The sequence below is a fragment of the Variovorax durovernensis genome (genome assembly GCF_977011995.1).
Genome location: NZ_CDRNCW010000001.1, coordinates 801,801 through 816,008 on the forward strand (window position 1 = coordinate 801,801; position 14,208 = coordinate 816,008).

A 14,208-nucleotide genomic window follows, 5' to 3' on the forward strand; every position below is an offset into this window, starting at 1 on the left:
ATTCCCACTAAGGTCTCAAAGACATGTCCACCTCTGATTCCCTCGTCGACCTGCGCAGCGACACCGTCACCCAACCCACGCCCGCGATGCGCGAGGCCATGATGGCGGCGCCGCTGGGCGACGACGTCTTCGGCACCGATCCGAGCGTGAATGCGCTGCAGGAAAAGATCGCCGCCTTGCTCGGCTTCGAGGCCGCGCTGTTCGTGCCCACCGGCACGCAGAGCAACCTGTGCGCGATCCTTTCGCACTGCGGCCGGGGCGACGAATACATCGTCGGCCAGCAGGCGCATTGCTACCGCTGGGAAGGCGGCGGCGCGGCGGTGTTCGGCAGCGTGCAGCCGCAGCCGCTCGACCATGCGCCCGACGGCACGCTGCCGCTCGCGCAGATCGAGGCCGCCATCAAGCCCGACGATGCGCACTTCGCGCGCACGCGGCTGCTGGCGCTGGAGAACACGTTGGGCGGCAAGCTGCTGCCCTTCGAGTACGTGCAGGCTGCGACCGACCTGGCGAAGAGCAAGGGGCTGCAGCGGCACCTGGACGGCGCGCGTCTCTTCAATGCGGCGACCGCGCAGGCTGCGTTGAACGAGCGCAGCGACATCCGCGCGGAAGCCCGCCGCATCGCGCAGTGCTTCGACAGCGTGTCGGTGTGCTTCAGCAAGGGCCTGGGCGCACCCATCGGCTCGGCGCTGGTGGGTTCGCGCGAGTTCATCGCGCGGGCGCACCGCATTCGCAAGATGGCCGGCGGCGGCATGCGGCAGGCCGGCTTGCTGGCGGCGGCGGCATCGCACGCGCTCGACCACCACATCGACCGCCTGGCCGACGACCATGCACTGGCGCAGCGGCTCGCACAGGGGCTCGAAGGCATCGAGGGGCTGAAGGTCGAGGCGCCGCACACCAACATCGTGTTCGTCGATCTCACCGGTGCCGCGCAGGCGCGTTCCGCTGAACTGCTCGCGAGCCTCAACCAGCAAGGCATTCTTGCGACGGGGCTCTACCGGCTGCGCTTCGTGACACACCTCGATGTCGATGCCGCCGGCGTCGACCGCGCGGTCACAGCGATCCGCGGATTCTTCAACGCCTGAGCCCCAGGGGAGCAAGATGCCTGATCTTCCTCATCTGCTCGCCTTCATCGCCGCCGGCTGGCTGCTCAACCTGACACCGGGGCCCGACGTGCTGTACGTCGTGACCAATTCGCTGCGTACAGGCGTGCGCGCCGGCATCGTGGCGGGGCTCGGCATCACGGCGGGCTGCTTCGTCCACATCTTTGCCGCCGCCGTGGGCGTCGGCACGCTGATGGCGACGTCGGCCACCGCCTTCACCGTGCTCAAGTACATCGGCGCAGCGTACCTGCTGTACCTTGGAGTGCGCATGTTGCTGTCGCGCGCCAAGCCGCCGGCCGACCTGCAGGCCGAGGCCGCGGCTGCCGGTGAGCGCAGCCTGAAGGCGATCTTTCTGGGCGGCTTCTGGACCAACGTGCTCAACCCCAAGGTCGCGCTGTTCTTCCTGGCTTTCGTGCCGCAATTCATCGCGCCCGGTGCCGGCAATACGGCGCTCTACTTCGTGCTGCTGGGCGTGCTGTTCAACGTCAACGCCATTCCCGTGAACGTCGGCTGGGCCGTCGCCGCGGGCTGGATGGCGCGCCGCAGCGCCGTGCAGAAGGGCATGCACTGGCTCGACCGCGCCGCCGGCGTGCTGTTCATCGGCTTCGGCCTCAAGCTTGCATTCACCGATGCGCCCGCCGTTCGCGTCGGCCGCTGATTCACCCCGAGGAGACTTTCCATGATCACCCCCCAGGAAGCGCTGCAGCGCACCATCGAACACCGCGAAGTCTTCCACGACGAGATGCTGCACATCGTGCGCCTCATCATGAGCGGCGAGTGCTCGCCGGTGATGATGGCCGCGCTGATCACCGGCCTGCGCGTGAAGAAGGAAACCATCGGCGAGATCACCGCCGCCGCGCAGGTGATGCGCGAGGTATCGACCAAGGTGCCGGTGATCAACCGGGCGAACCTGGTCGACATCGTCGGCACCGGTGGCGACGGCTCGCACACCTTCAACATCTCGACCTGCTCGATGTTCGTGGCGGCCGCCGCGGGCGCCAAGGTGAGCAAGCACGGCGGGCGCAGCGTGTCGAGCAAGTCGGGCAGCGCCGACGTGCTGGAGTCGCTGGGCGTGAACATCAACCTGAGGCCCGAGCAGATCGCGCGCTCCATCGAGGAGTGCGGCATCGGCTTCATGTTCGCGCCGAATCACCATCCCGCGATGAAGAACGTCGCGCCGGTGCGCAAGGAACTCGGCATCAAGACGATCTTCAACATCCTCGGGCCGCTGACCAATCCGGCCGGCGCGCCGAACATCCTGATGGGCGTGTTCCACCCCGACCTCGTGGGCATCCAGGTGCGCGCGCTGCAGCGCCTGGGCACCGAGCATGCAATGGTGGTCTACGGCCGCGACGGCATGGATGAGATCTCGCTCGGCGCGGCCACCATGGTGGGCGAACTGAAGGACGGCGAGATCCGCGAGTACGAGCTGCACCCCGAGGACTTCGGCTTCGCGATGTCGAGCAACCGCGCGCTGCGCGTGGAAACGCCGGAGCAATCGAAAGCCATGCTGCTTGGGGTGCTCGACAATCAGGCTGGCCCTGCGCTCGACATCGTGCTGCTGAATGCCGGCGCCGCGCTCTATGCGGCCAACGTGGTCGATTCAGTGGCTGCGGGCGTCGAGCGTTCGCGCACCGCCATCGCGTCGGGTGCCGCCAAGGCCAAGCTCGCGGAGCTGGTCAAGGCATCCGCCACCGTCTGAACACAGAGAAACCGGGAGCATCAGAAACCCTATGTCCGACATCCTCGACAAGATCGTTGCCGTCAAGCACCAGGAGGTCGCCGCGGCCCGCAAGCGCGCGTCGCTCGAAGCCGTACGTTCCGATGCGCAGAGCCGCATGCTCACGCGCGACTTCGAAGCCGCCTTGCGCGCCAAGATCGCCGCGGGCCACGCTGCGGTGATTGCCGAAGTCAAGAAGGCCAGCCCGAGCAAAGGCGTGCTGCGCGAGGACTTCATTCCGGCCGACATCGCGCAGAGCTATGCGGAGGGCGATGGCACGGTCAGCGCGGCTTGTCTTTCGGTATTGACCGACAAGCAGTTTTTCCAGGGCGGCGTCGACTATCTCAAGCAGGCGCGTGCCTCGTGTGACCTGCCGGTGCTGCGCAAGGACTTCATCATCGACGACTACCAGGTCTACGAATCGCGCGCGATGGGCGCCGATGCGATCCTGTTGATCGCCGCTTGCCTCGACGACGCGCAGATGAAGGACTACGAAGCCATCGCGCGCGGGCTGGACATGGCGGTGCTGGTGGAGGTGCACGACGCGGCAGAACTCGACCGCGCGCTGAAGCTCAAGACGGCGCTGATCGGCGTCAACAACCGCAATCTGCGCAACTTCGAAGTGTCGATCCAGGCGACCATCGACCTGCTGCCCAGGCTGCCGAATGACCGCCTGCCGGTGACGGAGTCGGGCATCGGTACGCGCGAGGACGTGGCCACGTTGCGCGCTGCAGGCGTCAACGCCTTCCTGGTCGGCGAGGCCTTCATGCGCGCCAAGGAACCCGGCGAGGCCCTCGCTGCGTTGTTCAAATGAGCCGGCCCGATCAGCTGTCGAGCAGCGATCCCGCCGACTGGCCCGTAGCACCGGGCTGGCAGCCGCTGGTCGATGATTTCTTTGCCGGTGCTGTGGGGCAGAAATTGCAAGGCTTTCTGCGCGAGCGGCTCGATGCCGGCGCGGTGATTTTCCCGCCGCAGCCGCTGCGGGCGCTGGAGCTCACGCCGCCGGAAGACGTGCGCGTCGTCATCCTCGGCCAGGACCCGTACCACGGGCGCGGGCAGGCCGAAGGGCTGGCATTCTCGGTGGCGCCTGGGGTGGCGCTGCCGCCGTCGCTGCGCAACATCTTCAAGGAACTGCAGCGTGACCTCGGCACGCCGCCGCCTGCATTCCCCAATCCGGGCGGCAGCCTGGTGAAGTGGGCGACGCACGGCGTGTTGCTGCTCAACACTTGCCTGACGGTCGAGGAGGCCCAGCCCGCCAGTCATGCAGGCAAGGGCTGGGAGGTGCTGACAGATGCCGTCATCCGTCATGTTTCAGGCGGCGAAAAACCTGTTGTTTTTATGCTCTGGGGTTCGCACGCACAAAGTAAGCGGGCGTTGATCGACGTTGGGCGACATAAGGTGCTGATGTCGAATCATCCGTCGCCACTTTCGGCCCTGAGGCCGCCTGTGCCGTTCATCGGCTGCGGTCATTTTGGTGAAGCCCGTGCCTGGCGCGAAGCGCAGCAGTCGGCGGGGTGAAAACTTAGGCGATAATCGTGGGCTAACGCCTCGAGCGGTTTTCCAGCATCTTCGTTGATGCATGGGTTTCCGAGTAGTCACAAAATCGTGCTATATTTCGAGGTTCGCCGGAGAGGTGGCCGAGTGGTTAATGGCAGCAGACTGTAAATCTGCCCTCTTACGAGTACGCTGGTTCGAATCCAGCCCTCTCCACCAGCGATGAATTTGGTTTCTAAGAGCGATTGGATCTAGCGCTTTGGGTGCCTTGAAGTGCCCCCGATGCGGGAGTAGTTCAATGGTAGAACCCCAGCCTTCCAAGCTGATGACGCGGGTTCGATTCCCGTCTCCCGCTCCAGAGATTCGGTTCGTTGTTGAGGCGATGTGAATTCGTAACTTTGTTACAAAAGCCCTTTTGGCTCAGTGGTAGAGCACTCCCTTGGTAAGGGAGAGGTCGCGGGTCCGATTCCCGCAAAGGGCACCAGTTTTTGGGGGTTGCAACGGCAGCTTTGCAACCCATCTGCATACGTTGAAAACGTTTTTTTCGGAGTCGAAAAATGGCAAAAGGTAAATTCACCCGCACCAAGCCTCACGTCAACGTGGGCACGATCGGTCACGTCGACCACGGCAAGACCACGCTGACGGCTGCGATCGCAACGGTGCTGTCGGCCAAGTTCGGCGGCGAAGCCAAGGCCTACGACCAGATCGACGCTGCGCCCGAAGAAAAGGCCCGTGGCATCACGATCAACACCGCGCACGTCGAGTACGAAACGGCCAACCGCCACTACGCACACGTCGACTGCCCCGGCCACGCCGACTACGTGAAGAACATGATCACCGGCGCTGCCCAGATGGACGGCGCGATTCTGGTGTGCTCGGCCGCCGACGGCCCGATGCCCCAGACCCGTGAACACATCCTGCTGGCTCGCCAGGTGGGCGTGGGCTACATCATCGTGTTCCTGAACAAGTGCGACATGGTCGACGACAAGGAACTGCTCGAGCTGGTCGAAATGGAAGTTCGCGAACTCCTCGACAAGTACGAATTCCCCGGCGACGACACCCCCATCATCCATGGCTCGGCCAAGCTCGCCCTGGAAGGCGACAAGGGCGAACTGGGCGAAGGCGCCATCATGAAGCTGGCAGAAGCCCTGGACACGTACATCCCGACGCCCGAGCGCGCCGTGGACGGCACGTTCCTGATGCCCGTGGAAGACGTGTTCTCGATCTCGGGTCGCGGCACCGTGGTGACCGGCGCCGTCGAGCGCGGCGTGATCAAGGTCGGTGAAGAAATCGAAATCGTGGGCATCCGCCCGACGGTCAAGACCACCTGCACCGGCGTGGAAATGTTCCGCAAGCTGCTGGACCAAGGCCAGGCCGGCGACAACGTGGGCGTGCTGCTGCGCGGCACGAAGCGCGAAGAAGTCGAGCGCGGCCAAGTGCTGTGCAAGCCCGGCTCGATCAAGCCGCACACGCACTTCACCGCCGAGGTGTATGTCCTGTCGAAGGACGAAGGCGGCCGTCACACGCCGTTCTTCAACAACTACCGTCCGCAGTTCTACTTCCGCACGACGGACGTGACCGGCGCGATCGAGCTGCCCAAGGACAAGGAAATGGTCATGCCCGGCGACAACGTCAGCATCACCGTGAAGCTGATCAACCCGATCGCGATGGAAGAAGGCCTGCGCTTCGCCATCCGTGAAGGCGGCCGCACCGTGGGTTCGGGCGTCGTTGCCAAGATCCTCGACATCTAAGTCGGGCGCAAAGAGTACCGGAGGGGTATAGCTCAATTGGCAGAGCGTCGGTCTCCAAAACCGAAGGTTGTAGGTTCGATTCCTACTGCCCCTGCCACTTAGGTGGCACCCCTAAAGCCCATCGTGACCCGATGGGCTTCGGCGTCTCAAGAGACGCATTGAATTGAAGGCCGAAAGGCCACAGGAAATCAGCCAACCATGGCCACTTCTCAAATCGAAACCGTGAGCACCGGCGCCGACAAGGCCAAACTGGCCGTGGCTGTCGTGCTGGCAGTGGGCGCCATCGTGGCGTTCTACCTGCTGTCGCGCCAAGGCTCGGTGGTGCAATGGGCTGCGCTGCTGGTCGGTCTGGCTGCGGCCGTGGCTGCCTTCGGCAGCTCCGAGAGTGGCCGTCAGTTGTGGGCTTTCGGCCGCGACTCGTGGCGCGAGGTCAAGAAGGTCGTCTGGCCGACCCGCAAGGAAGCGATGCAGATGACGGCCTATGTGTTCGCCTTCGTGGCGATCATGTCCGTCTTCCTCTGGCTCACCGACAAGACGCTCGAATGGGTGTTTTTCGACCTCATTCTGGGCTGGAGAAAATAAATGACCGACGACGCAGTTGAAACCACGCCGAGCACGCCGGAGGAAGAAAACACCTCCGTGCTGGCTCCCGCCGCCAACCCCGATCTGCGTTGGTACGTGGTGCATGCCTATTCGGGCATGGAAAAGGCTGTCGAGCGCAACATCACCGAGCGCATCAACCGCGCCGGCATGCAGGACAAGTTCGGCCGCATCCTGGTTCCGACCGAAGAAGTGGTTGAAATCAAGAACGGCCAGAAGCGCACCACCGAGCGCCGCTTCTTCCCTGGCTACGTGCTGGTCGAAATGATCATGGACGACGAAAGCTGGCACCTGGTGAAGCACACCAACAAGGTGACGGGTTTCGTGGGCGGTGCCAAGAACCGTCCGGCCCCGATCTCGCAGAAAGAGGTCGAGGACATCGTCAGCCAGATGCAGCAGGGCACCGAAAAGCCGCGACACAAGGTCGAATTCACCGTCGGCGAATTCGTGCGCGTCAAGGAAGGCCCGTTCACCGACTTCAACGGCACGGTTGAAGAAGTCAACTACGAGAAGAGCAAGGTCAGCGTGTCGGTCATGATTTTCGGCCGTGCGACTCCTGTGGAACTCGAATTCAGCCAGGTCGAAAAGACCTGACGACCCACCGGCCTTTGCGCCGGTGTCATTGTTTCCGGCTGCGCGCTGTCCGACTCGGCGCGCGGCCTTGATCCCGAAGAGTCGTTTAACCCCGGGGAGCCTTGGTCGCAAGCCAAGGCGATATCACCCGCAAGGAGCAAAGCATGGCGAAAAAAATCGTCGGCTTCATCAAGCTGCAAGTCCCAGCTGGTAAGGCCAACCCGTCCCCGCCGATCGGTCCCGCACTCGGTCAGCGTGGTCTGAACATCATGGAATTCTGCAAGGCGTTCAACGCGCAAACGCAGAGCTACGAGCCGGGTCTGGCGCTGCCGGTGGTCATCACCGCTTTCGCCGACAAGAGCTTCACCTTCATCATCAAGTCGCCGCCGGCCGGCGTCCTGATCAAGAAGGCCATCAAGCTCGACAAGGGTTCCGCACGTCCGCACACCGACAAGGTCGGCAAGATCACGCGCGCCCAGCTCGAAGAGATCGCAAAGACCAAGATGAAGGACCTGACCGCGGCCGACATGGACGCAGCAGTTCGCACCATCGCCGGTACCGCCCGCTCGATGGGCGTGAATGTGGAGGGCGTGTAAATGTCCAAGATCACCAAGAAGCAAAAGTCGCTCGAAGGCAAGGTCGACAGCAACAAGCTGTACCCGCTGGCTGACGCGATCACCATCGTCAAGGACGCTGCTACCGCCAAGTTCGACGAATCGATCGACGTGGCTGTCCAGCTCGGCATCGATGCGAAGAAGTCGGACCAGGTCGTGCGTGGCGCCGTCGTGCTGCCCAACGGCACCGGCAAGACCAAGCGCGTCGCCGTGTTCGCCCAAGGCGCCAAGGCTGAAGAAGCCAAGGCCGCCGGCGCCGACATCGTCGGCATGGACGACCTGGCTGCCATGGTCAAGGCTGGCGACATGCCTTTCGACGTCGTGATCGCTGCTCCCGATGCCATGCGCGTCGTCGGTACGCTCGGTCAGATCCTCGGCCCGCGCGGCCTGATGCCGAACCCGAAGGTCGGCACCGTGACCCCGGACGTCGCCACGGCAGTGAAGAACGCCAAGGCCGGCCAGGTTCAGTTCCGCGTCGACAAGGCCGGCATCGTGCACGGCACGATCGGCCGCCGCTCGTTCGACAACGACAAGCTGCAAGGCAACCTCGCCGCGCTGATCGACGCTCTGGTCAAGGCCAAGCCGGCGACCAGCAAGGGCGTGTACCTGCGCAAGGTGGCCGTGTCGTCGACGATGGGTCTGGGTGTCCGCGTGGACACGCAAACCATCTCGGCGAGCTAAAGAGATTTGCTCCACCTCGCAAGGGTGGGGCGGATGTGGTGGGTCGCGGCGGCTTCGGTTGCCGCGGGCCATCCAAGACCGCTGGTGTGCAGGGTGCTGCACTTAATCGCCGGACCTCCCTGTCCGGTATCCAGCGCAGATGGCGATCCCGCTGCAAGGAATTTGTTTTTTGTTCCTGACAGTTGGTCGCTGCATGAAGCGCGATCCGAGGCCCCGGCCGAAGGTCGCATTAAAAGGAGTAGACCTTGAGTCTGAATCGCAGTGAGAAAGAAGCGGTCATCAGTGATGTGACCAGCCTCGCCGCAAAAGCTCAAACGCTCGTGATGGCGGAATACCGTGGCATCACGGTGGCCGACATGACCAAACTGCGCAACGAAGCACGCAGCAAGGGTGTGAGCCTGAGTGTTCTGAAGAACACCCTGGCCCGCCGTGCTGTCGCTGGTAGCGCGTTTGAGATTGTTGGCGACCAGATGACCGGTCCGCTGATCTACGGCTTCTCCGAAGACGCTGTGGCCGCCGCCAAGGTGGTGGCCGATTTCGCGAAGACCAACGACAAGCTGGTCATTCGCGGCGGCGCCTTCGGTGGCAAGGCCCTGGACGTCGACGGCGTGAAGCAACTGGCCAACATCCCTTCGAAGGAAGTGCTGCTGGCGCAACTGCTGGGCTTGATGCAATCCCCCATCTCTCGTACCGCCCGCGTGCTCGCGGCGCTGGCCGAGAAGCGTGGTGGTGGCGAAGCTGCACCCGCCGATGCACCGGCAGAAGCACAGGCCGCTTGAGCCTGCGTTTGAAATATTCAACCCAATTGTTAGGAAACAAAAATGGCATTCGATAAAGACGCATTTCTGACCGCGCTCGACAGCATGACGGTCCTGGAACTCAACGACCTGGTCAAGGCCATCGAAGAGAAGTTCGGCGTGAGCGCCGCTGCAATGTCGGCTCCGGCCGCTGGTGGTGGCGCCGCCGCCGCTGTGGTCGAAGAAAAGACCGAATTCAATGTCGTGCTGGCTGACGTCGGCGCGAACAAGGTGTCGGTCATCAAGGCAGTGCGCGAAATCACTGGCCTGGGCCTCAAGGAAGCCAAGGACCTGGTGGAAGCCGCTCCCAAGGCCGTCAAGGAAGGCCTGTCGAAGGCTGACGCTGACGCTGCCAAGAAGAAGCTGGAAGAAGCCGGCGCCAAGGTGGAACTGAAGTAATTCAGACCCCCTAGAGGGCTGGAGGCGCCTGAAAAGGCCCTCCAGCCTTTGCCGCTTTCAGAGCGCACCCAAAAGCCGGCTTGGCGCCGGCTTTCCCGGAGACCTCCGGGTCGACGGAAAAGCCACCCAGAGGCTTTCCCGGAGACCTTCAGGTCGACGGAAAAGCAAAAGCCAAGACGTTTTTTGAGTGTCTTCTGACCCCGACTGCAGAAGACCCCTTGGTTCGGGCGATGTGCAACGCATCGCTGTCCGCCAACGGCTGGTAGTGGCCAGCCGCCAAGCAGTGGTGCCTCGGCACTGCTGACAAGTCGCTGAAGATCTCAAGCTCCGGAGCTCTCATGGCCCAATCGTCCGCGTACAGTTACACCGAACGCAAGCGCATCCGAAAAAGTTTCGGCAATCGCGACAGCGTCGTAGAAATCCCCTACCTGCTGCAGATGCAGAAAGACGCGTACACCGCGTTCCTGCAAGCCGGCATTCCCCCGAAACAACGTACCGTCGAAGGCCTGCAGGCCGCGTTCGACGCCGCCTTCCCGATCGTCTCGCACAACGGTTTTGTCGAGATGAAGTTCCTCGAGTACAACCTCGCGAAACCCGCTTTCGACGTGCGCGAATGCCAGACCCGTGGTCTGACCTTCGCCTCGGCCGTGCGCGCCAAGGTCCAGCTCATCATCTATGACCGCGAGTCGTCGACTTCGCAATCGAAGGTGGTCAAGGAAGTGAAGGAACAAGAGGTCTACATGGGCGAAGTGCCGCTCATGACGGACAAGGGTTCGTTCATCATCAACGGCACGGAACGCGTGATCGTTTCGCAGCTGCACCGTTCGCCGGGCGTGTTCTTCGAACACGACAAGGGCAAGACGCACAGCTCGGGCAAGCTGCTGTTCTCGGCCCGCGTGATTCCCTACCGCGGTTCGTGGCTCGACTTTGAATTCGACCCGAAGGACATGCTGTACTTCCGCGTGGACCGTCGCCGCAAGATGCCGGTCACGATCCTGCTGAAGGCCATCGGCCTGAATCCTGAATCGATCCTCGCGAACTTCTTCGTGAACGACAACTTCCGCCTGATGGACAGCGGCGCGCAGATGGAGTTCGTCTCCGAGCGCCTGCGCGGCGAAGTCGCGCGCTTCGACATCACCGACAAGTCGGGCAAGGTCGTGGTCGCCAAGGACAAGCGCGTCACCGCGCGCCACACGCGCGAGCTCGAGCAGGGCGGCACCACGCACATCAGCGTGCCGGAAGACTTCCTGATCGGCCGCGTGATCGCCCGCAACATCGTCGATGCCGACTCCGGTGAAATCCTGGCCAAGGCCAACGACGAGCTGACCGAAGCGCTGCTGAAGAAGCTGCGCACGGCCGGCGTGCAGGACGTGCAGGTCATCTACACGAACGAACTGGACCAGGGCGCGTACATCTCGCAAACGCTGCGCATCGACGAAACCGTCGACGAGTTCGCAGCGCGCGTGGCCATCTACCGCATGATGCGCCCCGGCGAGCCGCCGACGGAAGACGCCGTGCAAGCGCTGTTCCAGCGCCTGTTCTACAACCCGGACACGTACGACCTGTCGCGCGTCGGCCGCATGAAGTTCAACGCCAAGGTCGGCCGCGACGAATCGACCGGCCCGATGGTGCTGACCAACGAAGACATCCTGGCCGTGGTCAAGATCCTCGTCGACCTGCGCAACGGCAACGGCGAAGTCGACGACATCGACCACCTGGGCAACCGTCGCGTGCGTTGCGTCGGCGAACTGGCCGAAAACCAGTACCGTACCGGCCTGGCACGTATCGAGAAGGCCGTGAAGGAACGTCTGGGTCAAGCGGAACAAGAGCCGCTGATGCCGCACGACCTGATCAACAGCAAGCCGATCTCGGCCGCGCTGAAGGAGTTCTTCGGTGCGTCGCAGCTGTCGCAGTTCATGGACCAGACGAACCCGCTGTCCGAAATCACCCACAAGCGCCGCGTGTCGGCCCTTGGCCCGGGTGGTCTGACGCGCGAACGTGCAGGCTTCGAAGTGCGCGACGTGCACGTGACCCATTACGGCCGCGTGTGCCCGATCGAAACGCCTGAAGGCCCGAACATCGGCCTGATCAACTCGCTGGCCCTGTACGCCCGCCTGAACGAATACGGCTTCATCGAGACGCCGTACCGTCGCGTGGTCGACAGCAAGGTCACCAACGAGATCGACTACCTGTCGGCCATCGAGGAAGGCAAGTACGTCATCGCCCAGGCCAACGCGGCCCTGGACAAGGACGGCGTGCTGACCGGCGACCTGGTCTCCGCGCGTGAAGCCGGCGAATCGATCCTGGTCGGTGCCGAACGCATCCAGTACATGGACGTGTCGCCCGCGCAGATCGTGTCGGTGGCTGCCTCGCTCGTGCCGTTCCTGGAGCACGACGACGCGAACCGCGCGTTGATGGGCGCCAACATGCAGCGTCAGGCCGTGCCTGTGCTGCGCCCCGAAAAGCCGATGGTCGGTACCGGTATCGAACGCGTCTCCGCGGTCGACTCGGGCACCGTGGTCACGGCCACCCGTGGCGGTATCGTCGACTACGTCGATGCGACCCGTGTCGTGGTGCGCGTGAACGACGCCGAAGCGGCTGCCGGTGAAGTCGGTGTGGACATCTACAACCTGATCAAGTATCAGCGTTCGAACCAGAACACCAACATCCACCAGCGCCCCATCGTCAAGCGCGGCGACAAGATCGCCAAGGGCGACGTGGTGGCCGACGGTGCATCGACCGACCTCGGCGAACTGGCCCTCGGCCAGAACATGCTGATCGCGTTCATGCCCTGGAACGGCTACAACTTCGAAGACTCGATCCTGATCTCGGAACGCGTCGTCGCTGAAGACCGCTACACCTCGATCCACATCGAGGAACTGGTGGTGATGGCTCGCGACACCAAGCTCGGTGCCGAAGAAATCACGCGCGACATCCCGAACCTGGCCGAGCAGCAGCTCAACCGCCTCGACGAATCCGGCATCATCTATGTCGGCGCCGAAGTGCAGCCGGGCGACACGCTGGTGGGCAAGGTCACGCCGAAGGGCGAGACCACGCTGACGCCTGAAGAGAAGCTGCTTCGCGCCATCTTCGGCGAGAAGGCTTCCGACGTGAAGGACACCTCGCTGCGTGTGGATCAGGGCTCGCAAGGCACCGTGATCGACGTGCAGGTGTTCACCCGCGAAGGCATCACGCGCGACAAGCGCGCCCAGCAGATCATCGACGACGAGCTCAAGCGCTTCCGCCTCGACCTGAACGACCAGCTTCGCATCGTCGAAGCCGACGCGTTCGACCGTATCGAGAAGCTGCTGACCGGCAAGGTTGCCAACGGCGGTCCGAACAAGCTGGCCAAGGGCACCAAGCTCGACAAGGCCTACCTGTCGTCGGTCGAGAAGTTCCACTGGTTCGACATCCGCCCGGCGGAAGACGAAGTGGCGACGCAGCTCGAGTCGATCAAGAACTCGCTGGAGCAGACGCGCCACAGCTTCGACCTCGCGTTCGAAGAAAAGCGCAAGAAGCTCACGCAGGGCGACGAGCTGCCCGCGGGCGTGCTCAAGATGGTCAAGGTCTACCTGGCCGTCAAGCGCCGCCTGCAACCCGGCGACAAGATGGCCGGCCGCCATGGCAACAAGGGTGTGGTGTCGAAGATCGTTCCGGTCGAAGACATGCCCCACATGGCCGACGGCACGCCGTGCGACATCTGCCTGAACCCGCTGGGCGTGCCTTCGCGGATGAACGTGGGCCAGGTGCTCGAAGTGCATCTGGGCTGGGCCGGCAAGGGCGTGGGCCAGCGCATCGGTGACCTGCTGCAGCAGGAGGCCAAGGTGGCCGAGCTGCGCAAGTTCATGGAGCAGCTGTACAACGGCTCGGGCCGTCCGGAAGACCTCAGCCAGCTGAGCGACACCGAACTGCTCGCGATGGCCGCCAACCTGCAAAGCGGCGCTACGTTCGCGACGCCGGTGTTCGACGGCGCCTCGGAAGAAGAAATCCGCGGCATGCTGAAGCTCGCCTACCCGGACGACATCGCCAAGCTCAAGGGCCTGACCGAAACGCGTACGCAGGCCTACCTGTTCGACGGCCGCACCGGCGACCAGTTCGAGCGTCCCGTCACCGTCGGCTACATGCACTTCCTGAAGCTGCACCACTTGGTCGACGACAAGATGCACGCCCGCTCCACCGGCCCGTACTCGCTCGTCACGCAGCAACCGCTGGGCGGCAAGGCGCAGTTCGGCGGCCAGCGTTTCGGGGAAATGGAAGTGTGGGCGCTGGAAGCTTACGGCGCCGCCTACGTCCTGCAGGAAATGCTGACCGTGAAGTCCGACGACGTGCAAGGCCGTACCAAGGTGTACGAAAGCATCGTCAAGGGCGAGCACTCGATCGAAGCCGGCATGCCGGAATCGTTCAACGTGCTGGTCAAGGAAATTCGTTCGCTGGGCCTCGACATCGAGCTCGAGCGTTCTTAATTTGAAAAGGGAAAGA

13 protein-coding genes and 4 tRNA genes are annotated in these 14,208 nt (G+C 63.4%); all 17 read left to right on the forward strand.

The genetic code is table 11. The features are described 5' to 3' along the window. Positions 1 to 23: 23 nt before the first annotated feature. Positions 24 to 1,082, forward strand: coding sequence for a low-specificity L-threonine aldolase (gene ltaE / locus ACWV14_RS03640; RefSeq protein ID WP_454902646.1), 1,059 nt, complete (start codon positions 24 to 26; stop codon positions 1,080 to 1,082). A 16-nt stretch (positions 1,083 to 1,098) separates the two neighbouring features. After that, positions 1,099 to 1,758 (forward strand): LysE family translocator, encoded by a 660-nt coding sequence (locus ACWV14_RS03645; protein WP_454902647.1) that lies wholly within the window; start codon positions 1,099 to 1,101, stop codon positions 1,756 to 1,758. Positions 1,759 to 1,779: 21 nt separating this feature from the next. Further along, positions 1,780 to 2,802 carry an anthranilate phosphoribosyltransferase gene (gene trpD, locus ACWV14_RS03650; RefSeq protein WP_422088475.1) on the forward strand — a complete coding sequence of 341 codons (1,023 nt, stop codon included), beginning with the start codon at positions 1,780 to 1,782 and terminating at the stop codon, positions 2,800 to 2,802. Between the two features lie 31 nt (positions 2,803 to 2,833). Beyond that, positions 2,834 to 3,634, forward strand: coding sequence for an indole-3-glycerol phosphate synthase TrpC (trpC, locus tag ACWV14_RS03655; RefSeq protein WP_454902648.1), 801 nt, complete (start codon positions 2,834 to 2,836; stop codon positions 3,632 to 3,634). Beyond that, the gene (locus tag ACWV14_RS03660) at positions 3,631 to 4,338 is read left to right on the forward strand and encodes a uracil-DNA glycosylase (RefSeq protein ID WP_454902649.1); all 708 of its coding nucleotides are present in this window, start codon (positions 3,631 to 3,633) and stop codon (positions 4,336 to 4,338) included. Before trpC ends, ACWV14_RS03660 begins: the two co-directional genes overlap by 4 nt. 109 nt (positions 4,339 to 4,447) lie before the next feature. Beyond that, positions 4,448 to 4,533, forward strand: a tRNA-Tyr gene (locus ACWV14_RS03665). A 65-nt stretch (positions 4,534 to 4,598) separates the two neighbouring features. Beyond that, positions 4,599 to 4,672 (forward strand) — tRNA-Gly (locus ACWV14_RS03670). Positions 4,673 to 4,723: 51 nt separating this feature from the next. Further along, positions 4,724 to 4,798 (forward strand) — tRNA-Thr (locus ACWV14_RS03675). A 73-nt stretch (positions 4,799 to 4,871) separates the two neighbouring features. Next, positions 4,872 to 6,065: an elongation factor Tu gene (gene tuf / locus ACWV14_RS03680; RefSeq protein WP_093060175.1), complete on the forward strand. Its 1,194-nt coding sequence runs from the start codon at positions 4,872 to 4,874 to the stop codon at positions 6,063 to 6,065. 21 nt (positions 6,066 to 6,086) lie between these two features. Continuing rightward, positions 6,087 to 6,162: transfer RNA gene (locus ACWV14_RS03685), tRNA-Trp, on the forward strand. 101 nt (positions 6,163 to 6,263) lie between these two features. Further along, positions 6,264 to 6,647 (forward strand): preprotein translocase subunit SecE, encoded by a 384-nt coding sequence (secE, locus tag ACWV14_RS03690; RefSeq protein ID WP_081269555.1) that lies wholly within the window; start codon positions 6,264 to 6,266, stop codon positions 6,645 to 6,647. Then, positions 6,648 to 7,259 carry a transcription termination/antitermination protein NusG gene (gene nusG, locus ACWV14_RS03695; protein ID WP_081269556.1) on the forward strand — a complete coding sequence of 204 codons (612 nt, stop codon included), beginning with the start codon at positions 6,648 to 6,650 and terminating at the stop codon, positions 7,257 to 7,259. It begins immediately after the preceding gene. Positions 7,260 to 7,402: 143 nt separating this feature from the next. Next, positions 7,403 to 7,834, forward strand: coding sequence for a 50S ribosomal protein L11 (gene rplK / locus ACWV14_RS03700; protein ID WP_019658337.1), 432 nt, complete (start codon positions 7,403 to 7,405; stop codon positions 7,832 to 7,834). Continuing rightward, on the forward strand, positions 7,835 to 8,533 hold the full coding sequence (gene rplA / locus ACWV14_RS03705; RefSeq protein WP_081269557.1) for a 50S ribosomal protein L1: 699 nt from the start codon (positions 7,835 to 7,837) through the stop codon (positions 8,531 to 8,533). Positions 8,534 to 8,778: 245 nt separating this feature from the next. Beyond that, positions 8,779 to 9,312 carry a 50S ribosomal protein L10 gene (gene rplJ / locus ACWV14_RS03710; protein ID WP_081269558.1) on the forward strand — a complete coding sequence of 178 codons (534 nt, stop codon included), beginning with the start codon at positions 8,779 to 8,781 and terminating at the stop codon, positions 9,310 to 9,312. 42 nt (positions 9,313 to 9,354) lie between these two features. Continuing rightward, positions 9,355 to 9,729 carry a 50S ribosomal protein L7/L12 gene (gene rplL / locus ACWV14_RS03715; RefSeq protein WP_093057181.1) on the forward strand — a complete coding sequence of 125 codons (375 nt, stop codon included), beginning with the start codon at positions 9,355 to 9,357 and terminating at the stop codon, positions 9,727 to 9,729. 338 nt (positions 9,730 to 10,067) lie between these two features. Further along, entirely contained in the window at positions 10,068 to 14,192 is a 4,125-nt protein-coding gene (gene rpoB, locus ACWV14_RS03720; protein ID WP_081269560.1) for a DNA-directed RNA polymerase subunit beta, read from the forward strand. Positions 14,193 to 14,208 lie beyond the last annotated feature (16 nt).